The organism is Streptomyces sp. NPDC127595, from assembly GCF_042671685.1.
In the GTDB taxonomy this organism is placed as follows: Bacteria; Actinomycetota; Actinomycetes; order Streptomycetales; family Streptomycetaceae; genus Streptomyces.
This window is the reverse complement of record NZ_JBHXWK010000002.1, coordinates 461,130-485,931: the sequence shown is the minus strand read 5'-3', so window position 1 is coordinate 485,931 and position 24,802 is coordinate 461,130. Positions and strand designations below refer to the sequence as shown.

Here is a 24,802-nt window from a genome sequence, read left to right as displayed (position 1 = left end):
TCCTGGGAGCCGACGCCGTCCGCGTTGCTCAGCGGCGGCTGAACCACGACATGGCGGGCAGGGCCTTGCCGTCGTAGCCGAAGAGGGCCTGGCTCTCCCCGCCGTTGCCGGACGCGGAGTCGTCGGGCCCCAGCCATTGCCGGACGCGGAGTCCGTCGGATCCCAGCCAGATCACCGCCCTTGGCGAGGTGCAGCGCCACGGTGGTGGACGAGCTGACCGCCTCGACCGCGTCGTAGCAGGAGTTCAACAGCCCCGCGAGCTGCGGCCAGTGGCTCGTCGAGCCCTCGGACCCCAGCATGCCGCCATTGATCTCGTTTCCAACCTGCACCATGTCCGCCGTGGTGGCCTTGCGCCTTCAGGGCGTTGAGCACGTCGTACGTGTGGTTGTAGACGCCGCGCTGCGCAAGGTCGGCCGCCGGCTCCCCGAGGACGTGTCGGTCGGGCGGCTTCGACGACTCCCCCGCCGCCACCACGTCCATCGCCGCCCTCACCACCATCCGCCAGCCCTGGGACCGCATCAGCGCCGAGATGGTGCGGGTGCCGCTCGCGCAGATCGGGGGCGAGGATCCGGCGGCGGTGATCTTTCCTACGGAGCTGGTGCGAGGGGAGTCGACCTGACGGGTTCCGTCGTGGCAAGCGGCTAGTGGATGCGGCTGCACTAGTTGCACACTCAATTACTGGCCGGTTCTCTGTTACCGTTCAGATATGGCAGCGAATACTCCGGACGCTCGGCTTGAGGAGCACTGGCGGAACATTCTCTCGGTGCACGCGCGCACGATGTGCGAGATCGACCGCGAGCTGCATCCCTACGGTCTCGGCGCCAGTGACTTCGAGGTGCTCGACATCCTCGCCTCGGGCGTGGCCGCGGATCCCGGCGCGCTGTGCCGTGTGCAGAACATCGCCGACCGTGTCCATCTGAGCCAGAGCGCGCTGTCCCGCCTGATCGGTCGACTGGAGAGGGACGGCCTGGTCGAGCGCACCCTCTGCGAGGACGACCGGCGCGGGGTGTGGGTCGCGCTCACCGCGAAGGGACACGACCTGCACGCCCAGGTACACCCTCTGCAACGCGCCGCCCTCGCCCGCATATTGGAGGGATAGCAGCGCGCCACTCGCGCCCGCGTGCCGGTCGGGCGGCAGCGCGCCACTCCCGCACACGTGCCGGTCAGACATCCACGCACCGCCGCACGCGTGCCGGTCGGAGAGCCACGCACCGCTCCCGCACGCATGCCGATCAGACAGCCACGCACCGCTCCCGCACGCATGTTGGACGGAAAGCACCGGGCCGCTCCCGCACGCATGTTGGACGGAAAGCACCGGGCCGGGAGCCAACTATTCGGCGGAGGGCGGCCGTTGCGTCCGATGCCCCTCGCCCCCCGCGCGCCGCTCGTCCCGCCGGCGCCCTTCGCCACCCTCGCCACCCGGGCGCCCGCCGCGACGCGGGGCTCCCTCACCACCACGACGCCCTCCCCCACGCGGGCCTCCCTCACCACCACGACGCCCTCCCCCACGCGGGCCTCCCTCACCACCACGACGCCCTCCCCCACGCGGGCCTCCCTCACCACCCGGACGCCGGTCCATCGGCCGTTGCGGACCGACCGTGCCGGCGGCGAAGTCCCGCGGCCCGGTCCACAGGGCGGGTACCGCGTCGCACCGACGGCACAACTCGTAGGCGATCGCCTCGTAGTTGACCCGCCAGCCGTGGAAGTGCGGCCATGCCTGCTCCGCCGTCCGCTCCGCGGGGAATCCCGCAGCCTCGGTCATCGCCACGGCCGCCTCGAACTCCGGGAAGGTCAGCTCGATCGGCGCGTCGGGGGCCGGGTCGGCATCGAAGCCGTAGCGCAACGAGCGGGCGATGTCGCGCAGCGCGGTGAAGCCCGCGCGCAGCACCAACCGAGCCTCCGGCGGGGCACTGCTCGGCGCGAGGGAGAGCTGCATGGCGGCGGCGTCCATGACCGCGACGAGTCCGACGATCCAGCTCCGGTACGGCCGCGGTGAACGGAACGTCAACAGAATCGGGTACGTGGAGTGGCTCTCGCCGATGTCCGAGGCGAGCCGCTCCCAGGCCCTGTACAGCTCGGGCAGCGCGGTCTCGGTGTCGACCAGCCACTGCCGGGCCAGGATCTCCGGCCCCCAGGCAGGTTCGCCCGCGCGCGACTGGAGCAGGGTCACCTCCAGTTCGCGGCGGTTGTAGGCGGCGTACAGCGTCGGGAGGTAGGCGATCTGCAGGGCGATCACGATCGGGCCGGTGGCCGCCGCCAGGAAGTCCACGGCGGACAGATGCAGCCGGTCACCACTGGCGAACCCGAGCGTGAACAGGCTGGAACCGGCCTCCCGAACGGCATTGGTCCAGGTCAGCGTGGACACGGCGTGCAGCAGCAGTCCGAAGCCGAGCAGTGCCCCGCCGAGCCAGGTCGCCAGCATGCCGACCAGCATCAGCGGGGCGAGCCAGGTCTGCGCGCGGTCGTGGGCCTGGTAGCTGCCGCCCGGGGCGGCGAGTCGCAGCAGTAGCCGCAGGGTGCGCCACCAGCGGATCACCAGCGAGGAGTAGAGCCCGCGGGGCACCACGAGAGTACGCAGGACGCTGACGAGGACCATCGCCAGGAGCAGTGTCCCGGCCACGCCCGAGATCCATTTCATGGGGCCATTGTGATGCTGTGCACCGGAGCCTCAGGTCACGCATGTCGTGTCACCCGCCTCGTGTCACGGCCTCAGGTCACCCGCCTCATGTCACGCGCCTCGTGTGGTCCGCCCCACGTAAGCGTCCGCCCGCGCCACCCACCCCGCGTCACCGCAGCAGATCCCGTACGGCGTCGAACGCGGCGGCGACCGTCGCCGGGTCCGCGCCGGGGCGGGCCAGGGCGCTCATGGGGATCGGGGTGACCGAGGGCAGCCCGTCGTACGGGGTCAGGCCGTCCGGCGCGGGGCCGACCGCGGCGAGCAGGGCCACGCCCTGGCCGGTGCGGGCGATGTCGAGGACGCCCGCGAGATACCCCGCGTCGCCCACGACCCTGGCCGCAACGCCGTGCGCGGCGAGGGTCGCGATGGCCCGGCGGCGGATCGCGCAGGGGTCCTCGATGGCGACCAGCGGCACGGGATCGGGCGTGCCGGGCGGCGCCCAGCCGGGCGTGGCGTGCCAGGTGAGCGGCAGGCCGCCGACCGGGGTGCCCTCGGTGGCGGCGGCCTCGGTGACGTACACCGCGACGTCCACGCTGCCCCGCTCCACGGCCTCCACGAGGCGTGCCGAGCGGTCGATGCGGAAGCGCACTCGGCAGCCGGGCCGCACAGACTGCACGGCGGCGGTGAGCCGGGGCAGGAACTGGTCGGCGGCGTGCTCGGTGGAGCCGATGGTCACGGTGTCGCCGTCCACGTCGAGCAGGGCGCGTACCGCCTCGTCGTGGACGGCGAGGATACGGCGGGCCTGCTCCACCAGCAGGCGTCCGTCGGTGGTGAACCGCATCCCGCGGCCCTCACGCTCGACGACCGCGCGGCCCAGCGTCTTCTCCAGTCTGCGCACGTGCTGGCTGACCGCGGACTGGCTGAGGGCGAGGGAGTGGGCCGCGCGATGGAAGCCGCCGCAGTCGGCTATCGCGGTCAGGCTGCGTAGGGCCACGATGTCGAGCACAGGTTGGGACATGCGTCGAACGTAGCCCGAATCCGGCATCGATCGCGATTGCTGATCGATTTCGATGCGGAATCGTCGTTGGACGTTCCCGGCCACGGCCAGTCATGATGAGCCCATGCTTCACGCCACCGCTTCCGCTGCCTTCCTGACGCAGCGCCGAGTCATCGACTTCGGCGTGGCGTGCAGCGCGCGCTGTCGCTGACCTGCTGAAGCACTCCGCCTCCGGCCATCGCTGAGGCGTTCGGCGCTCCTTCCTCCCGCGAGCCGCTTCCGGTTGCGCGTTTGACACGTGAAACCGGTCCTGAGCAGCGGCCTCGTGTCTCCGTATCTCCACCCCCCACGTTGTCCCGCCCCGCCCCGTCAAGGGAGTCGCCCCCTCATGCCCGCATCCCCGCTCCTGTCCTCATGGAATGAACCGGAAGGCTTGGCCGCCCGCGGCACGCTCATCGTGCTGGCCGGACGCGGTGAGCACGGCGGCCTGTACGAGCGCTTCGGCCGCCGGCTCGCCTTCGACGCCTACCGCGTGGTCGCCCTCGGCGATCCGAGCGCCGACCCGTCGGTCCTTGACCAGGCCGCCAAGCTCCTCGCCGACGAGTCACTGCCCGGCCCGAAGGTGCTTGTCGGTTCGGATACCGGTGCCCGGTACGCCGCCCACCTCGCCGCCGAGCAGACGCCGGGCGTCGACGCACTGATCCTCGTCGGCCTGCCCACCGCTCCCTGGGAGTCCGGCAGTTGGGACACCGAGGTCCAGGCGCGCACCGCTTGCCCCACCCACCAGGGCCGGCTCACGAACGACCCGGACTTCCGGCGCGGAGCACTCGACGCGACAGTCGATCTGCCGGAGCTGCGCCTCGACCTCGTGCGCGTCCCGGTGCTCGCCCTGCACGGCGCGGACGACACGGTCAGCCACCTCGACCAGGCACTGAGCGTGTACGCCGGCCACGCCGGGGTGCGGACCGTGACGTTCAACGCCGGCCGTCATGACGTACTGAACGACGCACAGCACCGCACGGCCGCCGCCACGGTGGTCCTCTTCCTGGAGCGGCTGCGCCTCTCCCCCGAGCTGCCCCAGATCGCCGAGGGCCTCGCATGACCGCCCGGGTGACGACGACGGTCGCCGAGCTCGACGCCCTGCTGCGCTCCGCCGAACCGCCCGCGGTCCTCGACGTCCGCTGGGCGCTCGGCGACCCGCACGGCCGCGACCACTACGCGGCCGGGCACATCCCCGGCGCCGTGTACGTCGACCTGGACACCGAGTTGGCCGCGCCGCCGAGCCCGGAGGGCGGACGCCATCCGCTGCCGGACCTCGACGATCTGCGGGCGGCGGCACGGCGGTGGGGTCTGCGGGCCGGTCAACCGGTCGTCGTGTACGACGACTTGGGGAACACGGCCGCGGCCCGCGCGTGGTGGCTGCTGCGCTACGCCGGGGTGACCGACGTGACGCTCCTGGACGGCGCGTTGGGCGCGTGGCGGTCGGCCGGACTGCCGCTTGAGTCGGGCACACCCGCCGCTCCGCCGCAGGGCGACGTCGTCCTGCGTCCCGACAGTCTCCAGACCGTCGACGTGGACGGGGCAGCCGAACTCGCCGCGACAGGGCTGCTGTTGGACGCCCGCGCGGCCGAGCGGTACCGCGGCGAGGTCGAGCCGGTGGACCCGCGTGCCGGCCATATCCCGGGGGCGGTCTCCGCTCCGACCGGGGAGAACCTCGCGGCGGACGGTACCTTCCTGCCGCCCGAGGTGCTGCGCAAGAGGTTCGCGGACAAGGGCGCCGACGCGACCGCGCGCATCGGCGTCTACTGCGGCTCAGGCGTCACCGCAGCCCATCAGATCGCCGCACTCGCCATCGCCGGTTACGAGGCGACCCTCTTCCCCGGCTCCTGGTCCGCCTGGTCCGCCGATCCCGCACGCCCCGCCGCGACCGGCCCCCTGCCGTCCTGAGGCGACGCGAGAGGAACCCCGCCATGACGACGAAACCCCTGAGCACGGCGCCGGCCGTGCTGCCCGGCCCCACTCCCGACACCCCCGTCGCTCCGGCCTCCCGGAGCACGCCCCGGATCACCATCCGCGGCACCACCCGCACCACCCGCCGCTTCACCGTCCCCCGCTCGGTACGCCGTGCCACCGGCCCCGTCGGACTCGTACTCCTGTGGTTCCTGGCCTCGACCACGGGCGTCCTCCCGGAGTCCGTGCTCGCCTCCCCCGTGGACGTGCTGCGGCAGGCCGTGGATCTGACCAAGAACGGTGAACTGCCCCACGCCATCGCCGCGTCGGGGCGCCGGGCCGGCATCGGGTTCCTGATCGGTGCGACGATCGCGCTGAGCCTCTCCCTCGTGGCCGGGCTGTTCCGGCTGGGCGAGGACGTCATCGACTCGTCGATGGGCATGTTCCGGGCGATCCCGTGGGTGGGTCTGATCCCGCTGTTCATCGTCTGGTTCGGCATCGACGAGACCCCGAAGATCGCGCTCGTCGCACTCGGCGTCACCTACCCGCTGTACTTCAACATCTACGGCGGCATCCGGTCCACCGACTCCGAACTCATCGAGGCGGCACGGATGATGGGGCTCGGCCGGCTGGGCCTGATCCGGTACGTGATCCTGCCGAGCGCGCTCCCGGGGGCACTCGTGGGCCTGCGGTACGCGCTCTCCACCGCCTGGCTCGCGCTCGTCTTCGCCGAGCAGGTCAACGCCGACGCGGGCCTCGGCTATCTGATGAGCAACGCCCAGCAGTACTTCCGCACGGACATCATCGTGCTCTGCCTCGCGGTGTACGCGCTGCTCGGTCTGACCTGCGACTTCGCCGTACGGGTTCTCTCGCGCCGGCTGCTGACCTGGCGCGCCAACTTCGAGGGCGAGGCCTGATCATGACCAACAGCGTGGAGATACGGGGGCTCTCGCGGGCCTTCGACGGCAACCCCGTCCTGCACGACCTCGACCTCGACATCCGCGAGGGCGAGTTCGTGGCCCTCCTCGGACACAGTGGCTGCGGCAAGTCGACGCTGCTGCGCATCCTCGCCGGGCTCGACGACGAGATCGGCGGCGAGGTGACCGTGCCCGCGCGGCGCAGTGCCGCGTTCCAGTCCCCGCGGCTGCTGCCCTGGCTGAAGGTGTGGCGCAATGTGGTTCTCGGGCTGCCCGGCCGCCCGGACCGGAAGCTCGCCGACCGGGCACTGGACGAGGTCGGGATCGCCGAACGCGCGACCGTCTGGCCCAAGACCCTCTCCGGAGGTCAGGCGCAGCGCGTCTCACTCGCCCGCGCCCTCGTCCGTGAACCCGAACTCCTGCTCCTGGACGAGCCGTTCGGCGCGCTGGACGCGCTGACCCGGGGCAAGGTGCAGCAGCTGGTCGGCGAGCTGTGGCAGCGGCACGGCTGCGCGATCCTCCTGGTCACGCATGACGTGGAGGAGGCGCTGCTGCTCGCCGACCGGGTGCTGGTGATGGACGAGGGGCGCATCGCCCACGACGTCACCGTCGATCTGCCCCGCCCCCGTGATCTCACCGCCCCCGAGTTCGTCACCCTCCGCGCCCGTGTTCTCGGCTGGCTCGGTGTCACCCCCACCCTCGAAGGAACCCCCTCGTGATACGCAGAATCGCAGCCGCCGCCCTGAGCCTCACCGCGCTGCTGGCACTGACCGCCTGCGGCGCCGACTCCTCCGCGGACACGGCCACCAGCCAGGACGAGGTCACCCTGACCATCGGCGACCAGGCCAAGACACTCCAGACCATCTTCGCCGCCTCCGGCGCCCTCGACGGCGCCAAGTACAAGGTGAAGTGGGCCGAGTTCGAGGGCGCCGCGCCGCTCTACCAGGCCGTCCAGGCGGGCGCCACCGACACCGCGTACTCCGCCGATCTGCCCGCCCTCCAGGCGCTCAGCGGCGGTGTCAAGTTCAAGAACATCGCCGCACTCAAGAACGACGGCCACAGCACCGGGATCATCGTCCCCAAGAACTCCGACGTGAAGAGCGTCAAGGACCTCAAGGGCAAGACGGTCGTGGTGTCCTCGGCGAAGGGCAGCATCGCCGAGTACCTGCTGGCCAACGTCCTGCAGCAGAACGGTCTCAGCTACTCCGACGTGAAGGTGCAGTACCTCCTGCCGACCGACGCGCAGGCGGCCTTCGTCTCCGGGAAGATCGGGGTCTGGGCGACCTTCGGGACCTATATGGCCGTCGGTCTGCAGCAGGAGGGCCGGCTCCTCGTCGACGGAACCGACGGACGCATCAGTGGGTACGGCTTCATCGGCGCCTCCGAGAAGGCCCTGGCGAGCCCGGCGAAGAAGACCGCGCTCGGCGACTTCCTCAAGCGCCTCGGTACGGCCCTGGAGTGGACGGACACGCACGAGACCGAGTACGCGGACGCCATCGTGAAGCTGAACGGCGCCGACCCCTCGGTCGCGAAGACGCTCTCCACGGCCGCGTACAGCCAGGTTCTCCCCATCACCTCCGAGGTGACCTCGAAGGTCCAGGACGTCGCCGACCTCATGAACGGCATCGGCGTGCTCGAGCCGAACGTCGACGTGGCGAAGTCGGCGGACACGTCCGTCCTCAAATGAGCTCCGCCCCGACTGACATTGAAAGCAAGTGACCTTTGAACGGCAGGAGTTCACCATGCCCGTAGAGTTCATCAGCGCCGTCCACACCGACTCCGGAGCGCACGGTCCCGCCGCCAGCGCGCGCACCGGTTTCGACCCCGACTACGTACGCCGCTACGCCCGCGCCCTGGACGACGGCGGCTTCGACCACACACTGGTCGCCTACCACTCGGCCTCGGCGGACGCCCTCCAGCTCGCCCAGTTCGTCGCCACGCACACCGAGCGCATCCGCCCGGTCCTCGCGCACCGGCCCGGTGTCATCTTTCCGACCCACGCGGCCCGAGCCTTCGCGACGCTCGACCGGATCAGCAACGGACGTCTGTCCGTGCACATCATCTCCGGCGGCAGTGACGAGGAGCAGCACAGGGAGGGCGACTACCTCAACAAGACCGAGCGGTACGAGCGTTCGGACGAGTACATCCAGATCCTGCGGAAGGTGTGGACGGCGGACGGGCCGGTCTCGCACGAGGGCAAGCACTACAAGTTCGAGGGGTTCCACTCGGACATACGCCCGGTGAACGGGCTGGTGCCGATCTCGGTGGGCGGTTCCTCGCAGGACGCCTACCGGGTGGGCGGGCAGCAGGGCGACATCTTCGGGCTGTGGGGCGAGCCGCTGAAGGAGACGGCCGAGCAGATCGCCGCCGTGAACGCGGTCGCCGACGCCGCCGGGCGCCCCCATCCCCGTATCTGGGTTTCGTTCCGCCCGATCATCGCGCCCACCGACGAGCTGGCCTGGGAGAAGGCGCACCGCACACTCGGCGTGCTCAAGGAGCAGACCGCGAACACCGAGGCGCTGCGCCACTACAGGACGTCCGGGCGGCCGGCCAACGTCGGCTCGCAGCGGCTCCTCGACATCGCCGAGCGCGGCGAGGTCCACGATCGCTGCCTGTGGACGGCCCCGGCCATCGCGACGAACGCCGCCGGCGCCTCGACCGCGCTGGTCGGCTCCCCGGAGACCGTGGCCCAGGCGCTGCTCGACTACGTCGACATCGGCTGTGACCTGCTGTCGATCCGCGGCTACGACCCGCTCAACGACGCGATCGACTACGCCCGTTACGTCCTTCCGCTGGTCCGGCAGGAACTCGCCCACCGCGCCGCCGGCTCCCAGGCCGCCTGAACCCCTCTCAACCCCTTCTGAGCTCTCATGGAGATTCCGTGTTGCGTCACACCCTGCGCGCGTCCGCCGCCGCCCTGGCCCTCCTGCTGCCGTTCGCGGCGGCCTGCGGGAACGAGGCACAGGCCGAGTCCTCGTCCGACGTCTCCTCCGTGACCCTGGACGTCGGCGCCACCGGCTGGAAGACCGACGAGGCGATCCTCAAGTTCGCCCACCTCGACGACACCCCCTACAAGGTCAATTGGAGCCTCTTCCAGGGCGGTGACCAGCAGCTCCAGGCCATCCGCGCCGGAGCGCTCGATCTCGCCTACTCCAGCGAGATCCCGCCGATCTTCGCGGCGGCCGACGGCAAACCCAACTTCAAGGTCGTCGCCGTGGAGAAGGCCGCGACACTCAATCAGGAGGTCATCGTCCCGAAGGGCTCCAAAGTGACCGACATCGCGGGCCTGAAGGGCAAGAAGGTCGGCTACGTCGCGAACACTACCGCGCACTACTTCCTGTACGAGCTGCTCAAGCAGGCGGGCCTGAAGTGGTCCGACATCGATGCCAAGCCCCTGCTCCCCAATGACGGACTCGCGGCCCTGAACGGCGGCGGCATCGACGCCTTCGCCTCCTACGGCACGTCGGTCATCACCGCCCACCAGCAGGGCGCCACCACGGTCGGCTCGGGCAAGGACATCCTGTCCGGCAACTTCCTCTGGTCGGCGCGGGACACCGTACTGAAGAGCCCCGCCCAGACCAGCGCCGTGGCCGATCTGATCGCCCGGATCTCCCAGGCGTACGCGTATGTCAGGGACGGTCACGAGGCCGAGTTCGCCAAGGTCGTCGCCGACGCCACCCACCAGCCCGTGGAGCAGGCCGAGAAGGACCTCGTCGCCCAGCAGACCCAGCGGCCCAGTAAGGCCGAGACGGTCAGCGACACCACCATCGCCTCGCAGCAGAAGGTGGCCGACGCCTTCACCGAACTCGGCGCGCTCAAGTCGCACCTGGACGTCGGGGCCTTCTGGAGCCGCGACCTGAACGCCGATCTCAAGAAGGCACTGTGACCTCCCCGCTAACGCTTCGCCTCGCCGAACTCGCTCCCGAATACGACCGGTCGGCCGCCTTCCCCGCCGAGTCACTCCAGGCCGTCCACGAGGCCGGACTCCTCACCGCCACGGTCGGCGAACACTACGGCGGCCCGGGCGGCCGTGTCGCCGAGACCGCGCGCATCCTGCACATCCTCGGCCAGGGCGATCCGTCCGTCGCCCTGATCACGGCGATGACCCTCAACACCCACGCCCGGCAGGCCGTCCAGCCGCACTGGCCGGACGAGCTGTACGCGCGTGTGCTCAAGGAATCCGAGAAGCGGCCCGTTCTCATCAACCACGCGCGCGTGGAGCCCGATCTGGGCTCCCCCGCGCGGGGCGGACTGCCCGCCACCCTGGCGCGGCGCACCGCCGACGGCTGGTCGGTCACCGGCACCAAACGGTTCGTGACCGGAGCCGACGGACTCGACTGGTTCCTCGTGTGGGCCACCACCGACGAACCGGAGCCGCGCGTGGGCACCTTCCTGGTCCCCGGCGACTCCCCCGGCATCGAGATCACCGGCCGCTGGGACCAGTTGGGGCTGCGGGCCAGCGGCAGCCACGACGTGACCTTCCACGGCGTGGCGATCCCGTACGAGAACGTCATCGGCCTGGGCCCGCACGGCCCCGCCGCCGAGCAGGACAACCGGGCCGGCGCCGCCCTCCATCTCTCCCTCGCCGCCCTCTACTTGGGAGTCGCCCGGTCCGCGCAGGCCTTCTTCCACACCTTCGCGCACTCACGTGTGCCGGCCAACCTCGGCCATCCGGTGGCCCGTACGGAACGCTTCCGGCGGACGGCTGGGGAGATCGAGGTGCTGCTCGCCACCGCCGAGCAGTTGGTGTTCGGCGGTGCCGCCCGGGTCGACGCGGGCGACTCGTCGTACACCCCGGAGCAGGCGCTCGGCGCGCGCGTGCTGGCCGACCGGCACGGCGTACGGGCCGTGGAACTGGCCGTGCGGCTGCTCGGCAACCCGGGCCTGGCGCGTGGGAACCCGCTGGAGCGGCACTTCCGCGACATCCAGTGCGCGCCCGTGCACGCACCGCAGGAGGACATCTCCCTGCTCGCGATCGGAACGAAGGCGCTGAACGAGTCGAAGGCGCTGAACGATACGAAAGCCCCGACGGGTACACAGGCACCGAGCGGAACGCCGGCATCGGGCGAAGCCCAGGTGCCGACCGACACGAAGGCTCTGATCCCATGACAGCACCAGCCATCACCGCCTCGGCCCAGTTGCTGGGCCTCCTCGCCCGTGACCTGCCCCCCGACCGGCTCACCCTGGACCCGGCCTCGCTCACCGCACACGCGACCGACCGCTCCGGCACCCGCGTCGACGGCAGCCCGCTGGCTGTCGTGCACGCCCGACGGACCGAGGACGTGACCATCACCCTCCGGCACGCGAACGAACTGCGCGTACCGGTGGTGCCGCGCGGTGCGGGCACCGGCCTGTCGGGCGGCGCGACGGCGGGCGAGGGCACGCTCGTCCTCGACCTGTCAGGGATGAACCGGATCCTCGAACTGTCGCCGGACGACCAGCTCGCCGTCGTCGAACCCGGTGTGATCACCGCCGAGCTGGACCTGGCGGCCGCCGCACACGGTCTGCGCTACGCGCCCGATCCGGCGAGCGCGGCCATCTCCACGATCGGCGGGAACATCGCGACCAACGCGGGCGGTCTGCGCTGCGCCAAGTACGGCGTGACGCGGGACAGCGTGCTCGGTCTGGAGGCGGTGCTCGCGGACGGCACCGTCGTGCGCACCGGCCGCCGTACCGTCAAGGGCGTCACCGGCTACGACCTCACGGCGCTGCTCACCGGCTCCGAGGGGACCCTCGCGGTGATCACATCGGCGACGCTGCGGCTGCGGCCCGTCCCGGTGGCGACGGCCACGCTCGCCGCGTACTTCGCCTCCTTCGAGGACGCCGCCGAGGCCTCGTACGCGATCGGGCGGGCCGGGGTCGAGCCCGCACTGGCGGAGCTGGTCGACGGGCCGGTGCTGCAGGCCATCGACCCCGCGCTGCGCGAGCGCGGCGCGGCCCTGCTGCTGGTGCAGTGCGACGGCGCGGGCGCGGCGATCGAGGCGGAGACGGTGGCCCGGCTGCTGGCGCCGCTGGCCACGACCGTCGAGACAGCGGCGGACCCGGCCGAGGCCGACGCACTGCTCGCCGCCCGCCGCCTCGCACTGCCTGCGCTGGAGCGCCTGGGGCGTCCGCTGATCGAGGACATCGCGGTACCGCGTTCCCGCCTCGCGGAGGCGGCTCGTGAGATCCGCGCCATCTCCGCGCGCCATGACGTGCCGGTCTTCACGATCGCGCACGCGGCGGACGGGAACCTCCACCCGATCATCGTCGTGGACCCGTCACTGCCCGTGCTGCCGGACGCCGCCTGGGAGGCGGCCGGCGAGATATTCGCCTTGGCCCTGCGCCTGGGCGGCACGCTGACGGGCGAGCACGGGGTGGGGGTCCTGAAGCGGCAGTGGGTGGCGGACGAACTGGGGCCCGCGGCCCACGCGCTCCAGCGGCGCCTCAAGGACGCCTTCGACCCCCGCGGGATCCTCAATCCCGGCAAGAGTCTGTAGGACGCTCTACACCTGGGGCCTGGCGAGCAGGGTACGGACGCCCTCGGAGGTGAGGGTCAGGCCGTGCGGCGAACTGCCGTCGATCGTGAGCGCCAGTTCACTGGACGGCCACTGCGAGGCGAGCGCGCCCAGCGGCACCATGCGGTAGCGGGAGACGGACGGGAGCAGCCCGGCCATCTCCAGCTCCGAGGTGAAGACCGGCACGACCTGCTCACCGCCCGGCGCCTCCAGGACGGGCAGCGCGACGGCGGTCGGGTCGGCGATCTCCTCCTCGCTGACGTCGTCCGGCACGGGGACCAGGACCTCGCTGCCGGCGAGCGTGTCCAGGGCCACCGGGTCCTCGGTGTTCCGGGTGAGGACGTCCAGTGCCTCCTGGGCGGGTGTCGTGGGCGGGGTGTGGCCGTTCAAGGGGGTGTCCATGGCGAATCCCGGGGTAGTACGGACGGGCCGCCCGGGACGGGGTCCGACCCGGGCACACCCTCGTCGCGTACCCACCCGCTGTCAGGGCATTCCTCCCGCTTCCCGATCGACGGGTGTCCAGGTCACAGGGTGAAAACCGACCAGTACTGGTGATCGGCGCCCACGCGAGGGCCATGCGGCCCCCTGGCTTGGGTGCATGCCGATGCAACCCTGGTTCGCCGATGCCAAGCTCGGAATCTCATCCACTACGGCATATACGCCATGGACGGATGGGCCGATTCCTGGTCCTTCTGCGCGGGCGAGGTCACGCACGAGCGGTCATGAAACAGCTCGACCGCTTCACCGCCTCGCGCTACGACCCGGCCGGCTGGGCGGAGCTGTTCGCCCGCGTCGGCGCCCGCTATGCCGTGCTGACCACCGAGCACCACGACGGCGTCGCCCTGTGGGACACCGGCCACCGGGGTCTCGACGTGGTCCGAACTCGACGGGGAGCCGGACCTCTACCGGGGCGCCGGGCGCGACTGACGGAGGAACTCTTCGAGCGCGTGCGCGTCGGGCGCGGTGGCGGGCCCGGACCGGGTGACCGCCAGCGCGGCCGCCGCGTTGGCGCGACGGGCGGCATCGGACGGGGGCAGACCACTCGCCAGCCCTGCCATGAAGACGCCGGTGTGCGCGTCGCCCGCGCCGTTGAGGTCGACGGCCCGGACGTCGAATCCGGGGACGACGGTGAGCGTGCCTTCGTGGTGCAGGAGACAGCCGTCCGGTCCGGTCCGGATCAGGGCCGAGCCGCGCTTCAGACGGGACCGCACGGCGTGGGCCGCGGCGGCCGGGTCGTCGACTCCCGTGAGCAGCGCGGCTTCGCGGGCGTTGCAGCTCCACCAGTCGGCTCGCGCCGTGAGCAACTCCAGCGCCTCACGGGGGATTTCACCCACCAAGGGGCCCGGATCCACGATCACCGTGACGGCCTGGTCCAGCAGGGGCACCCATTCGACGAGCGCGGCGCGATTGGCCTCGTACATCAGGCTGTAGCCGGAGACGTAGACCAAGTCGGCCGGTCCCGGCCGCAGTTCGGCGAGATCGGTGAAGGTCAGCGTGGCTTCGGCGCCAGGGCTCGTGACAAAGGTGCGCTCGCCCTCCGCGTCGACGAGGCAGACGCAGAGGCCGGTGTCGAGGTCCGGTCGCGGTGCCAGCAGGACGTCGATGTCCTCCGCGCGGAGGGCGCTGCGGGCCCGGTCGCCGAAGGGACCTGTGCCGTGGGCGCCGGCGTAGGTCACGGGCAGTCCCTGCCGGGCTGCCGCCGCCATGACGTTGAAGCCGCCGCCCGGTGTCCGGTCGGTGCGGGTGGCGAGGACGTCGCCACCGCGCTCGGGCAACGCCGGAACCTCCAGGACCAGGTCCATCATCACGTTGCCGAGATGCAGGAGCCGGCTCACGGCTGCCCTCGCAGGGTGAGGAGCGCGGCGGCGGTCGCGTCGAGGTCCAACTGTGGGTTCACCCGTACCAAGGCCGCCCGTGCGTCGGCCGGGAAGGCGTCGACTCCGTGGCAGGCGCCGCCGACGGCACCCGCGACGGCGGCGATGGTGTCGCAGTCGCCGCCGACGGACGCGGCGAGCAGCACGGCCCGCCACGGGTCCTCCGGGCAGGCCGTCAGAACGGCGAAGGCGGCCGGGACGGACTCCTGGGTCGCGAGGCTGGTGCCCACCAACGTGTAGACCCGGTCGCAGACTTGAGCCTCATCGAGTCCTCGCACCAGCTCGGTGGCCCATACGATCCGCTCGGCCACATCGGCGGCGGCCACCCAGTGGCCGCGGCCTGCCGCCGGCCGGGCCGCCGACACGGCGACTTCGACGGCCTCCGGCACCGACGCTCCGTCAAGTCCCGCGCTGACGGCGGCGGCCACGGCCGCCGCGCCCGCGAGGGCGACCCCGGTGTTGTGGGTCAGCCGGCTGGCCTCGACGACACGGTCCACCAGCGCGACGGGATCCGCCGCGGACACCGCGATTCCCACGGGCGCGATCCGCATCGCCGCGCCGTTGGTGGTGCCGAACCGGCCGACCTCGTCCACGGGCGTTCCCGCCAGGACCAGTTCGACCGCGCGCTTGGTGGAGGGGCCGAGCAGGTCGAGCGAGCCACGGGCCCGCATGTCCTCCTCCCAGGACACCAGGCGCCGGGCCAGCTCGGCCGGGTCGATGCTCCCCTTGCCGTCGAGCAGCAACTGGGCGAGAAGGAGGGCCTGTTCGGTGTCGTCGGTGATCGCCCCGGCCGGCATCCCGGCGGCCAGCGGGTGATCGGGGTCGGCGGGCTGGAACCCGGTCAGCACCGGTCCGTACCGCGCGAGGATCCGCGGGCGCGACAGCATCTGGGTCGGCATGCCGAGGGCGTCCCCGAGGGCGAGCCCGTACAGGGCTCCGGCAGCGCGGCTCTGGAGAGTCATAAGTACTTTCTGTAGGGAGTCGGTCAAAGCGAGGGATCAGCCGAACTCGAGGGAGAGCTGGAAGTGGTCGGGGTCGAGCAAGCTCGCGACATGTTCGACGAAGGAGCCGTCGGCCGCGCGGCTGGTGCGGCGCGTGTCGAGGAACCAGTCGCCCGGTTCGCGGCGCAGCACCTCCGCCTCCCGGACGTCGATCCGCCGCCCGGCCAGCCGCTGTTCACCGTGGTCGGGGCGGAGTCCGGCCCGCCGCATCACCTCGGTGAGGGAGAGATCGCCGAGACCGCGCCCGGGCAGTTCCCTGACACCGGGAACGGGCGGCAGACAGCTGCGTTCGTACGAGATCACGGAGCCGTCGGCGACAAGCTCACGGATCCGCTCGACCCGTATGAACGTCGGTATGTCCAGGGCGAGTTGACCGGCCAGCTCATTGTCGTGGACCTCCCGGACCGCAAGTGTCCGCACGCGCGTGCCGATGCCCTGGACTGCCAGGGCGTGCGCCCAGCCGAGGCGGTCGTCGAGCGGGCGGCCGTCGAAAAGTACGTACGAGCCCTTGCCCGTGCGGGTGGCGATCAGTCCGGCGTCGTTGAGTTCGGCGAGTGCGGCGCGCACCGTGGTGCGGCTGACGCCGAAGCGCTGGGCCAGGGCATGCTCCCCCGGCAGCTGCTCCCCCACCGGCCGGTGTCCGCTGCGGATCTCCTTGGCGAGTACCTCGGTGATCTGCTGGTGCTTCAGCGGGATTCCGGTCATACCGCGCCCCCGGCGAGGACCTCGTCGACGGTGACGACCCGGATCAACGGCCGGTACAGATCCAGCACATGGAGGGCCTTGGCATGCGAGTCGTCGTCGACGCCCGCGCAGGCGTCGGCCACGACCAGCACCTCGGCTCCGGCGTCGGCGGCGGCGAGGGCGGTGGACAGGACGCAGCAGTCGGTGCTGACCCCGGCGAGGACCAGCCGCCCCTCGGCGCCGACACGCGCCGCGAGTTCGGGGGTCCACTTGCCGAAGGTGGTGGCGTTCACCAAGTCCCGTGCCTGCCCGGCGAATTCGTCCGTCAGCTCCCACAGCGGGTCGTCTGCCGGCCGCAGCGCGAAGGGCCACTGATCGTAGTACGCGCGCCAGGCACCGACGGGTTTCTCGGGCGCGAAAAAGCGGGTGAATGTGACGCGCTCACCGAAGCCCGGCAGCAGGCGGCGTACACCTTGGGCGGCTTCGTCGAAGCGCGGCGTCGCCCAGGGGCTGTCGGGCTCGGCGAACACGCGCTGCATGTCGATGACGGTGAGCAGTCCGTGAACCGGTTCGGCGTTCATACGGCGCTGAGCACCTCCTCGCTCGGGTCCTGCCGGTCCTGGGCGTGCACCCGGCCGCGACCGAGCGCCAGCGTGCCGAGGAAGCCGAGGGCAAGGGCGAGCAGGACGCCCAGGTTGGCGTAGGCCCAGGCACCCGACTTGCCACCGAGTCCGAACGGGCCGAGCAGATAGCCCTGCCACTCCAGCCAGCTCGCGGCCGAGTTGGTGACCAGGCCCCAGCCGAGCGCGGTGGCGGCGAGGGTGAGGAGCAGTGGCTGGAGCATGACGTCGCCGTACCGGCCGCTGTTACGGAACAGGTCCCGTTCGTCGTAGTCACGCCGGCGCATCACCAGGTCTGCCAGCATGACCCCGCACCAGGCGGCGACGGGGACTCCCAGGGTGGTGAGGAAGCCGATGAACTGGCCCAGGAAGTTGTCGGTGAGGAAGACGATGTAGATCGAGCCCGCGATCATCAGGACTCCGTCGACGAGCGCCGCCAGATAGCGCGGCACGCGCAGACCGGCGGAGAGCAGCGCCAGACCCGACGAGTAGATGTCCAGGACCGCGCCGCCGACCAGACCGAGCACGGCGACGATCGCGAAGGGGACCAGGAACCAGGTGGGCAGGATCGTGGTCAGAGCGCCGATCGGGTCGGCGGCGATGGCCGTGCTGAGGTCGCTGGAGGAGCCCGCGAGGAGCAGGCCGAAGACCAGCAGGAGCAGCGGTGCCACCGAGGCGCCGAAGGTGGTCCAGCCGATCACGCCCCGGCTGGAGGATCCGCGCGGCAGGTAGCGGGAGTAGTCGGCGGCGGCGTTGACCCAGCCGAGTCCGAAGCCGGTCATCATGAAGACCAGCGCGCCGATGAACTCCTGTGCGGAGCCCGCCGGTACGGCGCTGACGGTGCCCCAGTGGATGTGGTCGGCGACCAGCGCGATATAGACGACCGTGAGGACCGCGGTGATGACGGTGATCACCGTCTGCAGGCGCATGATCAGGTCGAAGCCCATCACACCGCCGACCACGACCAGCGCGCCGACCACGATCAGGGCGACGACCTTGGTCTCGGTGCCGCCGCCCCAGCCGAGCCGCCCGAACACCGTCGCGGTGGCCATGGTCGCGAGCGCCGTCAGCACGGTCTCCCAGCCGACGGTCAGCACCCACGAGATCACCGACGGCAGCCGGTTCCCGCGTACGCCGTAGGCGGCCCGGCTGAGCACCATGGTCGGCGCGGACCCGCGCTTGCCCGCCACGGCGACGAAGCCGCAGAGCAGGAAGGAGAACACGATGCCGATCACGCCGGCGATCAGTGCCTGCCAGAAGGAGATGCCGAAGCCGAGCGCGAAAGCGCCGTAACTCAGCCCTAGGATCGAGACGTTGGCGCCGAACCAGGGCCAGAACAGGGTCCGTGGAGTGCCCTTGCGTTCGGCGTCGCCGATCACGTCGAGGCCGTGTGTCTCGACCTGGAGCTGCCTGCCTCCGGCTCTGCTCTCGGGTCCGTTCTCGGAGGAATCGCGGGAGTCCGTCATCTTGGACCTACCTGTCTAGACGTGTTCAGTGGAGGTTAGGTCGGCCGCCCGGAGTCGTCAAGGGTCGCGCGCGAACCGGGGACCGGCCCACGGACGTTGCCCGCCGCGGTGAGAAGCTGTGCCCGAACCGGCGTACTGAAGGTGGAGGGGCACCAAGCCACCGAGCCCTTCCTTACCGGAGGTACCTCACTCGTGACCATCACCAAGGCGGCACCGCCCCCGGTCGGGCACCACGACCCGGGCGAGCCGCAGGGCCGGCAGGGCTGGCACATCAGCTCCCCGCTCCTCCTGACCATGGTCCTGCTCCTGCTGGTCACCCTTCAGGGACCGATCCGGCAGGCGCTGTCCGCGCCGGTCATGCAGAGCTGGATGACCGTCTTCGTCGCGGTGATCATCCAGGCCCTCCCCTTCCTCGTGCTTGGTGTGCTCCTGTCGGCGGTCATCGCGGTCTTCGTGCCGCCCTCGTTCTTCGCCCGCGCCCTGCCGAGCCGGCCCGCCCTCGCGGTGCCGGTCGCCGGGATGGCCGGGGCGGTCCTGCCCGGCTGCGAGTGCGCCTCCGTTCCGGTGGCCGGAGCGCTGGTGCGCCGAGGCGTCACGCCCGCGGCGGCGCTGGCTTTCCTGCTGTCCGCACCCGCGATCAACCCGATCGTGCTGACCGCCACGGCGGTAGCGTTCCCCCGCAATCCGGAGATGGTCCTCGCCCGCTTCGTGGCGAGCCTGCTCGTGGCCTGCTCGATGGGCTGGCTCTGGCAGCGGCTGGGGCGCGCGGACTGGCTGCGGCCGCCGGCCCGTCCGGCACACGAAGGGCTCGGCAGGGGCGCCGCGTTCTGGGGGTCCGTACGGCACGACGTGATGCACGCGGGCGGCTTCCTGGTCGTCGGCGCGATGGCCGCGGCCACGCTCAAGGCCGTCGTGCCGGAGAACTGGCTGCAGGCCGCGGCGGGCAACTTCCTGGTGTCCGTCCTCGCCCTTGCGGTCCTGGCGGTACTGCTGTCGATCTGCTCCGAGGCCGACGCGTTCGTGGTCGCGTCGCTGACCCAGTTCTCGCTGACAGCCCGGCTGGCGTTCCTCGTCGTCGGGCCGATGATCGACCTGAAGCTGTTCGCCATGCAGGTCGGCACGTTCGGCCGAGGGTTCGCCCTGCGGTTCGCCCCCGCCACCTTCACCCTGGCGATCCTCATGTCCATACTCGTCGGGGCGGTGCTGCTGTGAACCGGCAGGCGCAGGCGGCCGTCCTGTTCCTCATCGGCGCGGCGGTGCTCAAGGCCGGCACCAGCGATCTCTATCTGCGGTACGTAAAGGCCGGGTTGCGCCCGTTGCTGCTGGCGGCCGGTGTCGTCCTGATCGTCACGGCCATCGCCACCATGTGGTACGAGCTGAGGCTGGGGCGCGCGCGCCGAACGGCCCGGGAGGACAAAGCACAGGACCACGACCACGGTCACCCCCACCGCGAGCCCCGTATCGCCTGGCTCCTGGTCCTCCCGCTGCTCGCCCTCATCCTGGTCGCCCCACCCGCGCTGGGCTCCTACAGCGCGATGCGCACCGGCACGGCCCTCCAGCCCCCCTTCGGTTACGCCGACCTGCCCGCCGGCGACCCGCTGCCGCTCAGCCTGGTCGACTACGCGGGGCGCGCGGCCTACGACCACGGGCACAGCCTCGGCGACCGGCGGGTCAAGGTCACCGGCTTCATCGCCCTGGGCCACGACGGCACCCCCTACCTCGTCCGCATGGCCCTCAACTGCTGTGCCGCCGATGCCCAGCCGGTCAAGATCGGTCTGACCGGAGCGATTCCCCCGGTCCTGCAACCGGACTCCTGGCTCGAGGTCACCGGCACCTACACCAGCAAGCAGACCAAGGACCCCGTCAACAACGGCGTCATCCCCTTCATCGCGGTCGCCGAGGCCAAGCCGGTCGCGGCCCCACGCGATCCGTACGACGAGAGCTGGAACAACTGAGCGCTTCTCCGAGGAGCCGCCGGGCTCTTTCAGGAGGGTGCCAGGGAGAGTTCGTCGCCCCTTCGCTCGATGAACGCGGGCTTGCGGAAACGATCAGTTCCGGCCGTTCTTCAAGCCTGCTCGCCCCTCCGGCGCGGCGGCGTCCGGGCGAGCCGCGCGGCCTTACTTTTCGCGAAAACTCCGACTCCGACACAAATGGATCACCTCTGGCCACATTCTGAACCCGATCCGACCGAAGAGTTCATAGTGACCACTGGTAATTTGTGGGGGCCGCGATGTGCCGAAAGGTCAGGGAGGGGGGCTCGCAGCCGCATTTGCGGCAGCTGCATCTACCCGCGCGAGCAAGCACGAGCGCGGAGGAGACGCAGGCATGTCCAGGCCATGGCAGCGAATACACCGGGTGCTCCCCGGAGGGGACACAAACCCGGCAGACGTCCATGGCTAGGCCGGAGGAAGACAGCCTGGGCCGCCGCCTGGCCGCCGCGAGACAAGCCAGGCTCCGTCGCCGCAACAGCCGCACCGGCGTCGAGGGGACGGACACCTCTCAGCCCGCAGCCGACTTGCCGCGTGCCGAGGCAGACTCCTCGTATCCCCCGGCCGGCCCCTCCCTTCCCGAGTCCGGCAGTGCACCCGACGTGCAGGAACCGGCAGCCGCAGCCGTTCCGCCACCGGCCGACCCGGACTCCACGATCATGCTTCGGGTCCTCCGCATACCGACGGCCGCTCGCCTCGGCCCCCGACGCAAACCCGCGCCGCCCACCGCCGCACGCCGTGCCGCGGCAGGCGTCGCCGCACGTCTCGCGCCGGTCCTCCAGGGCCTCACACCCGCGGCACGCCGCCTTCGTCCCCGTTACCCGCGGCCGGGCCGCACTGGCTGGCGGCGGTGGGCACCGTCCTGGCGTCAGTGGCTGGGGACCTGCCTGACGCTGTTCGCTGTGACCGGCTCTCTGCTGGCGGTCCTCTACGTCACCACGGACATCCCGGAGGACCTCAACACGTACGCCACCCAGCAGGACAACGTCTTCTTCTGGTCGGACGGGACGCCCATGGCCCGTACGGGCTGGGTGCAGCGGCAGGAGATGCCCCTCAAGGACATCCCCGAGGACGTGCGCTGGGCCGTGCTGTCCGCCGAGAACGCGAGCTTCTACTCCGACCCCGGAATCTCCCTGAGCGGAGTCTCCCGCGCGCTGTGGCGCACGGTGGGCGAGGGCGACACACAGGGCGGTTCCACCATCACCCAGCAGTACGTCAAGAACGTCTACCTGTCCCAGGACCGCTCGGTCAGCCGCAAGCTCACCGAGGCGATGATGGCCATCAAGCTCGACCAGCAGATGAGCAAGGACGAGATCCTGGAGGGCTACCTCAACACCAGCTGGTTCGGCCGGGGCACCTACGGCATCCAGCGGGCCTCACAGGCGTACTACGGCAAGGAGGTCGGCGAACTCAACGTCAGCGAGGCCGCGTTCCTCGCGTCCCTGCTGAAGGGAGCGGGCCTCTACGACCCCACCCTGAGTGCGGACAACCGCGACCGAGCCGTCGAGCGGTGGTCGTGGATCCTCGACCGCATGGTGGAGATCGGCAAGCTGTCGCCGACCGAGCGCGCGAAGTACAAGGAGTTCCCCGATCCACTGAAGCAGTCCCAGGTCTACGACACCGGCCACCAGAGCGACTACCTGGTCGAGTTGGCGACCCAGTACGCCAAGAAGGCCGCGGGCATCTCCGACAAGGAGTTCGACCTGGGCGGCTACCAGATCTACACGACCTTCGACCGCAAGCGGGAGGACGCTCTCACCAAGGCTGTCACCAGCGCTCGCAAGGATGCCGAGGAGAAGGACGCCTCGACGGCGAAGACCGCGCACTACGGCGCCGCCTCGGTCGCCGACGACGGTCGGATCCTCGCCGTCTACGGCGGCCCCGACCACCGGAAGCAGGGGTTCAACGAGTCCAACGCGACGACGGTCCCGGCCGGTTCCGCGTTCCTGCCGTTCGTCTACGCCGCCGGCCTGGAGAACGGCGTCACCACGGAACGGGGCGCGCCCACGACCCCTGTGGGCCCCGACTCCCTCTACAACGGAGACAGCGACGTGCCTGTCAGCACACCCGAGGGCCCCTACTGGGACCGTAGCGGCAAGAAGGTCACCGCCCACAACGACAACGGCACGTCCTGGGGGCAGATCTCCCTGCACAAGGCGCTCGCCAACTCCGTCAACGCCCCGTTCATGCAGCTCGGCATGGACACCGGCCTGGACAAGGTCCGTCTCACAGCCCAGGCGGCCGGCATGCTGCCGTCCAGCATGGGCCCGCAGGTACCCGCGCTGACACTGGGCAGCTCGACGCCCAGCGCGATCCGGATGGCCGACTCCTACGCCACGTTCGCGGCCGAGGGCATCCACACCGAGCCGTACTCGGTACGCCGCATCACCCGCAACGGAACCGTTGTCCTCCTGGACAAGCCCGCTTCGGACCGTGCGATCAGCGCTGAGGTCGCCGGCCAGGTCACCGAGGCGCTCACGGAGTCCTTCGTCACCCAGCACCCCGACGCGGCCGAGGACACGGCCCAGGTCGCGGGCAAGGGCGGCACCACGGAGAAGGACACGGCCGCCTGGTACGTCGGCACGCACAAGTCGGTGTCGACGGCGATCGTCGTCTACCGCATGGATCTGACCAAGAGCCTCGAACCGCTGCCGTTGAAGGGTGTGGCGGGCTCTCCCGCCACCGACGTCCCCTACGGCATCTGGTCGAGCGCCATGAGCCCGCTCGGCTGACGCGAGCCGCGACGGCGACAGAGCCCCATTCCGCATCCCTCCTCGCAGAATGTGCCACCGATGACCTCCAAAGCCCACCGCCGTCGCCGCAGACGGAACCGTTTTCGCTTCCTCGGCCGGCTCACCGCCCGACCGAGGATCCTGATCGCGGTCATCGCTCTCGCCCTCGTGTGCATCGCCGTACCCCTGCTGGTGCTTGGGAACGGAGACGATCCGGTGGCCACCGCATCGTCGGACGGCAAGGCCGGCGCAGACGGGGAGAACTCCACCAAGAGTGATACGGAGCCCGCCTGGGACGGCACGACGAAGGTGATCGGGGACGGCTCCACGTCGTACACCGGACCGCAGACCGAAGAGCTGAAGGCCGAGCCGCTCAAGCCGGGAGAGAAGCCGCCGCAGTTCGTCGTCTTCTCCTGGGACGGCGCCCTGGAGGGCGACGACGAACTCTTCTCGCACTACCGGGAGTTGGCGAAGGAATACAACGCCCATATGACGTTCTTCCTGACCGGCATCTATCTGCTGCCGAAGGACAAGAAGACGCTCTACGATCCGCCGATGCACGATCCCGGGGCGGCGGCGATCAGTTACCCCACCGACGAGCACATCCGCACCACGCTGGAGCAGCTCTCGCTGGCCTGGGAGGAGGGGAACGAGATCGGTTCCCACTTCAACGGCCACTTCTGCGACGCCAAGGGCGGCGGCGACTGGAGCGTCGCGGAGTGGAAGAGCGAGATCAGCCAGTTCTACTCCTTCGTGGAGAACTGGAAGACCAACACCGGCTACACCGACCTGCCGCCGCTTCCCTTCGACGCGAAGAAGGAGATCATCGGCGGTCGGGCGCCGTGTCTGGAGGGCCAGAAGAACCTGCTGGAGGCGATCAAGAGCTTCGACTGGCGTTACGACGCCAGCTCGCCGGGTGACTTCCAGATATGGCCCACCAAAAAGAACGGCCTCTGGGACTTCCCGCTCCAGATGCTTCCCTACGAGGGGGGCGAGTACCAGGGCCTGTCCATGGACTTCAACTTCCTCTACAACCAGTCCGACGGCGAGACCGAGGGCGACCCGGCCAAGTACGAGTTGTGGCGGCAGGAGACCGTCGACTCCTATCTCGCCGGCTTCGACCGCGTGTACTACGGCAGCCGGGCGCCCCTGTTCATCGGCAACCACTTCGAGGACTGGAACGGCGGCATCTACATGAAGGCCATCGACGACGTCATCAAGAACGTGTGCGTGCGCAAGGAGGTCCGCTGCGTCTCCTTCCGGGAACTGGCCGACTGGATGGACGTCCAGAAACCCGAGGTCCTGGAGCGCCTGCGCAGCCTCGACCCGGCGCAGTCTCCGGACTGGTCGACCGTCGTCAAGTAGTCCTGGCCGACGTCCCGTTGTGATTCCGTCGGCCAGGATCCAGGGGCGTAGGGAGTTCCCCGATGCGGCACCACGGAAGACCCGGCTAAGCAGA

At 70.7% G+C, this 24,802-nt stretch carries 23 protein-coding genes and 3 pseudogenes; 16 read left to right on the top strand and 10 right to left on the bottom strand.

The window, feature by feature from the left end; translation table 11 throughout:
• Positions 1 to 28: 28 nt before the first annotated feature.
• Both ACFVKT_RS08690 and ACFVKT_RS08685 read right to left on the bottom strand, forming a co-directional pair.
• Positions 29 to 175: a hypothetical protein gene (locus ACFVKT_RS08690; RefSeq protein ID WP_385729023.1), complete on the bottom strand. Its 147-nt coding sequence runs from the start codon at positions 173 to 175 to the stop codon at positions 29 to 31.
• Positions 156 to 393, bottom strand: a pseudogene (locus ACFVKT_RS08685) (glycosyl hydrolase 53 family protein); the annotation flags it as partial. The pseudogene ACFVKT_RS08685 and the gene ACFVKT_RS08690, both read right to left, overlap by 20 nt.
• On the opposite strand from ACFVKT_RS08685, the pseudogene ACFVKT_RS08680 reads away from it, so the two are divergent.
• Together ACFVKT_RS08680 and ACFVKT_RS08675 are read left to right on the top strand one after the other, a co-directional pair.
• A pseudogene (locus tag ACFVKT_RS08680) lies at positions 394 to 619 on the top strand (substrate-binding domain-containing protein); the annotation flags it as partial. It lies immediately after the preceding pseudogene.
• An 87-nt stretch (positions 620 to 706) separates the two neighbouring features.
• A complete protein-coding gene (locus ACFVKT_RS08675; protein ID WP_385729021.1) occupies positions 707 to 1,099 on the top strand; it encodes a MarR family winged helix-turn-helix transcriptional regulator in 393 nt (130 codons plus the stop codon).
• A 231-nt stretch (positions 1,100 to 1,330) separates the two neighbouring features.
• Here the strand turns inward: ACFVKT_RS08675 and ACFVKT_RS08670 are convergent, their stop codons facing one another.
• Together ACFVKT_RS08670 and ACFVKT_RS08665 are read right to left on the bottom strand one after the other, a co-directional pair.
• Positions 1,331 to 2,638, bottom strand: a complete 1,308-nt coding sequence (locus ACFVKT_RS08670; RefSeq protein WP_385729019.1) for a hypothetical protein — start codon at positions 2,636 to 2,638, stop codon at positions 1,331 to 1,333.
• A 148-nt stretch (positions 2,639 to 2,786) separates the two neighbouring features.
• Positions 2,787 to 3,635 carry a LysR family transcriptional regulator gene (locus ACFVKT_RS08665; protein ID WP_385729017.1) on the bottom strand — a complete coding sequence of 283 codons (849 nt, stop codon included), beginning with the start codon at positions 3,633 to 3,635 and terminating at the stop codon, positions 2,787 to 2,789.
• 367 nt (positions 3,636 to 4,002) lie between these two features.
• Here ACFVKT_RS08665 and ACFVKT_RS08660 point away from each other — a divergent pair, with 367 nt between their 5' ends.
• The 9 genes from ACFVKT_RS08660 to ACFVKT_RS08620 are packed head-to-tail and all read left to right on the top strand — an operon-like array spanning position 4,003 to position 12,960.
• Entirely contained in the window at positions 4,003 to 4,716 is a 714-nt protein-coding gene (locus tag ACFVKT_RS08660) for an alpha/beta hydrolase (RefSeq protein ID WP_385729014.1), read from the top strand.
• On the top strand, positions 4,713 to 5,561 hold the full coding sequence (locus tag ACFVKT_RS08655; protein ID WP_385729012.1) for a sulfurtransferase: 849 nt from the start codon (positions 4,713 to 4,715) through the stop codon (positions 5,559 to 5,561). The genes ACFVKT_RS08660 and ACFVKT_RS08655 overlap by 4 nt, the downstream gene beginning before the upstream one ends.
• 23 nt (positions 5,562 to 5,584) lie before the next feature.
• On the top strand, positions 5,585 to 6,481 hold the full coding sequence (locus ACFVKT_RS08650; protein WP_385729010.1) for an ABC transporter permease: 897 nt from the start codon (positions 5,585 to 5,587) through the stop codon (positions 6,479 to 6,481).
• A gap of 2 nt (positions 6,482 to 6,483) precedes the next feature.
• Positions 6,484 to 7,200, top strand: a complete 717-nt coding sequence (locus ACFVKT_RS08645; protein ID WP_385729008.1) for an ABC transporter ATP-binding protein — start codon at positions 6,484 to 6,486, stop codon at positions 7,198 to 7,200.
• Positions 7,197 to 8,168, top strand: a complete 972-nt coding sequence (locus ACFVKT_RS08640) for an ABC transporter substrate-binding protein (RefSeq protein ID WP_385729005.1) — start codon at positions 7,197 to 7,199, stop codon at positions 8,166 to 8,168. Before ACFVKT_RS08645 ends, ACFVKT_RS08640 begins: the two co-directional genes overlap by 4 nt.
• Positions 8,169 to 8,223: 55 nt before the next feature.
• On the top strand, positions 8,224 to 9,324 hold the full coding sequence (locus tag ACFVKT_RS08635; protein WP_385729003.1) for an LLM class flavin-dependent oxidoreductase: 1,101 nt from the start codon (positions 8,224 to 8,226) through the stop codon (positions 9,322 to 9,324).
• A gap of 38 nt (positions 9,325 to 9,362) precedes the next feature.
• Positions 9,363 to 10,367: a PhnD/SsuA/transferrin family substrate-binding protein gene (locus tag ACFVKT_RS08630; protein ID WP_385729001.1), complete on the top strand. Its 1,005-nt coding sequence runs from the start codon at positions 9,363 to 9,365 to the stop codon at positions 10,365 to 10,367.
• Positions 10,364 to 11,590, top strand: coding sequence for an acyl-CoA dehydrogenase family protein (locus ACFVKT_RS08625; protein ID WP_385728998.1), 1,227 nt, complete (start codon positions 10,364 to 10,366; stop codon positions 11,588 to 11,590). Before ACFVKT_RS08630 ends, ACFVKT_RS08625 begins: the two co-directional genes overlap by 4 nt.
• Positions 11,587 to 12,960, top strand: a complete 1,374-nt coding sequence (locus ACFVKT_RS08620; RefSeq protein ID WP_385728996.1) for an FAD-binding oxidoreductase — start codon at positions 11,587 to 11,589, stop codon at positions 12,958 to 12,960. The genes ACFVKT_RS08625 and ACFVKT_RS08620 overlap by 4 nt, the downstream gene beginning before the upstream one ends.
• A gap of 6 nt (positions 12,961 to 12,966) precedes the next feature.
• Here the strand turns inward: ACFVKT_RS08620 and ACFVKT_RS08615 are convergent, their stop codons facing one another.
• Positions 12,967 to 13,380 (bottom strand): SseB family protein, encoded by a 414-nt coding sequence (locus tag ACFVKT_RS08615; protein WP_385728994.1) that lies wholly within the window; start codon positions 13,378 to 13,380, stop codon positions 12,967 to 12,969.
• Positions 13,381 to 13,576: 196 nt separating this feature from the next.
• Between ACFVKT_RS08615 and ACFVKT_RS08610 the strand changes: the two are divergent.
• Positions 13,577 to 13,859 (top strand): annotated as a pseudogene (locus tag ACFVKT_RS08610) (alpha-L-fucosidase); the annotation flags it as partial.
• Positions 13,860 to 13,880: 21 nt separating this feature from the next.
• Here the strand turns inward: ACFVKT_RS08610 and ACFVKT_RS08605 are convergent.
• Genes ACFVKT_RS08605 through ACFVKT_RS08585 form a run of 5 tightly spaced genes read right to left on the bottom strand, consistent with a single transcriptional unit; the run spans position 13,881 to position 18,623 of the window.
• Positions 13,881 to 14,813 (bottom strand): PfkB family carbohydrate kinase, encoded by a 933-nt coding sequence (locus tag ACFVKT_RS08605; protein WP_385728992.1) that lies wholly within the window; start codon positions 14,811 to 14,813, stop codon positions 13,881 to 13,883.
• Positions 14,810 to 15,814 (bottom strand): ADP-ribosylglycohydrolase family protein, encoded by a 1,005-nt coding sequence (locus ACFVKT_RS08600; protein ID WP_385728990.1) that lies wholly within the window; start codon positions 15,812 to 15,814, stop codon positions 14,810 to 14,812. Before ACFVKT_RS08600 ends, ACFVKT_RS08605 begins: the two co-directional genes overlap by 4 nt.
• Positions 15,815 to 15,850: 36 nt before the next feature.
• Positions 15,851 to 16,558 (bottom strand): GntR family transcriptional regulator, encoded by a 708-nt coding sequence (locus ACFVKT_RS08595; RefSeq protein WP_385728989.1) that lies wholly within the window; start codon positions 16,556 to 16,558, stop codon positions 15,851 to 15,853.
• A complete protein-coding gene (locus tag ACFVKT_RS08590) occupies positions 16,555 to 17,118 on the bottom strand; it encodes a cysteine hydrolase family protein (RefSeq protein ID WP_385728987.1) in 564 nt (187 codons plus the stop codon). Before ACFVKT_RS08590 ends, ACFVKT_RS08595 begins: the two co-directional genes overlap by 4 nt.
• Positions 17,115 to 18,623, bottom strand: a complete 1,509-nt coding sequence (locus ACFVKT_RS08585; RefSeq protein ID WP_385728985.1) for a purine-cytosine permease family protein — start codon at positions 18,621 to 18,623, stop codon at positions 17,115 to 17,117. The genes ACFVKT_RS08590 and ACFVKT_RS08585 overlap by 4 nt, the downstream gene beginning before the upstream one ends.
• A 192-nt stretch (positions 18,624 to 18,815) precedes the next feature.
• Between ACFVKT_RS08585 and ACFVKT_RS08580 the strand changes: the two genes are divergently transcribed.
• The 4 genes from ACFVKT_RS08580 (at position 18,816) to ACFVKT_RS08565 (ending at position 24,708) form a co-directional block, all read left to right on the top strand.
• A complete protein-coding gene (locus tag ACFVKT_RS08580) occupies positions 18,816 to 19,835 on the top strand; it encodes a permease (protein WP_385728983.1) in 1,020 nt (339 codons plus the stop codon).
• A complete protein-coding gene (locus ACFVKT_RS08575; protein ID WP_385728981.1) occupies positions 19,832 to 20,578 on the top strand; it encodes a TIGR03943 family putative permease subunit in 747 nt (248 codons plus the stop codon). The genes ACFVKT_RS08580 and ACFVKT_RS08575 overlap by 4 nt, the downstream gene beginning before the upstream one ends.
• Positions 20,579 to 21,270: 692 nt before the next feature.
• Positions 21,271 to 23,343, top strand: a complete 2,073-nt coding sequence (locus ACFVKT_RS08570) for a transglycosylase domain-containing protein (RefSeq protein WP_385729923.1) — start codon at positions 21,271 to 21,273, stop codon at positions 23,341 to 23,343.
• A gap of 60 nt (positions 23,344 to 23,403) precedes the next feature.
• A complete protein-coding gene (locus ACFVKT_RS08565; protein ID WP_385728979.1) occupies positions 23,404 to 24,708 on the top strand; it encodes a hypothetical protein in 1,305 nt (434 codons plus the stop codon).
• Positions 24,709 to 24,802 lie beyond the last annotated feature (94 nt).

What these genes read in the sequence shown, in the direction of transcription:
- ACFVKT_RS08675 (WP_385729021.1), top strand. Translation starts at nt 707, where the DNA reads ATGGCAGCGAATACTCCGGACGCTCGGCTTGAGGAGCACTGGCGGAAC.
- ACFVKT_RS08670 (WP_385729019.1), bottom strand. Translation starts at nt 2,638, where the DNA reads ATGAAATGGATCTCGGGCGTGGCCGGGACACTGCTCCTGGCGATGGTC.
- ACFVKT_RS08665 (WP_385729017.1), bottom strand. Translation starts at nt 3,635, where the DNA reads ATGTCCCAACCTGTGCTCGACATCGTGGCCCTACGCAGCCTGACCGCG.
- ACFVKT_RS08660 (WP_385729014.1), top strand. Translation starts at nt 4,003, where the DNA reads ATGCCCGCATCCCCGCTCCTGTCCTCATGGAATGAACCGGAAGGCTTG.
- ACFVKT_RS08655 (WP_385729012.1), top strand. Translation starts at nt 4,713, where the DNA reads ATGACCGCCCGGGTGACGACGACGGTCGCCGAGCTCGACGCCCTGCTG.
- ACFVKT_RS08650 (WP_385729010.1), top strand. Translation starts at nt 5,585, where the DNA reads ATGACGACGAAACCCCTGAGCACGGCGCCGGCCGTGCTGCCCGGCCCC.
- ACFVKT_RS08645 (WP_385729008.1), top strand. Translation starts at nt 6,484, where the DNA reads ATGACCAACAGCGTGGAGATACGGGGGCTCTCGCGGGCCTTCGACGGC.
- ACFVKT_RS08635 (WP_385729003.1), top strand. Translation starts at nt 8,224, where the DNA reads ATGCCCGTAGAGTTCATCAGCGCCGTCCACACCGACTCCGGAGCGCAC.
- ACFVKT_RS08620 (WP_385728996.1), top strand. Translation starts at nt 11,587, where the DNA reads ATGACAGCACCAGCCATCACCGCCTCGGCCCAGTTGCTGGGCCTCCTC.
- ACFVKT_RS08615 (WP_385728994.1), bottom strand. Translation starts at nt 13,380, where the DNA reads ATGGACACCCCCTTGAACGGCCACACCCCGCCCACGACACCCGCCCAG.
- ACFVKT_RS08600 (WP_385728990.1), bottom strand. Translation starts at nt 15,814, where the DNA reads ATGACTCTCCAGAGCCGCGCTGCCGGAGCCCTGTACGGGCTCGCCCTC.
- ACFVKT_RS08595 (WP_385728989.1), bottom strand. Translation starts at nt 16,558, where the DNA reads ATGACCGGAATCCCGCTGAAGCACCAGCAGATCACCGAGGTACTCGCC.
- ACFVKT_RS08590 (WP_385728987.1), bottom strand. Translation starts at nt 17,118, where the DNA reads ATGAACGCCGAACCGGTTCACGGACTGCTCACCGTCATCGACATGCAG.
- ACFVKT_RS08585 (WP_385728985.1), bottom strand. Translation starts at nt 18,623, where the DNA reads ATGACGGACTCCCGCGATTCCTCCGAGAACGGACCCGAGAGCAGAGCC.
- ACFVKT_RS08570 (WP_385729923.1), top strand. Translation starts at nt 21,271, where the DNA reads ATGCTTCGGGTCCTCCGCATACCGACGGCCGCTCGCCTCGGCCCCCGA.
- ACFVKT_RS08565 (WP_385728979.1), top strand. Translation starts at nt 23,404, where the DNA reads ATGACCTCCAAAGCCCACCGCCGTCGCCGCAGACGGAACCGTTTTCGC.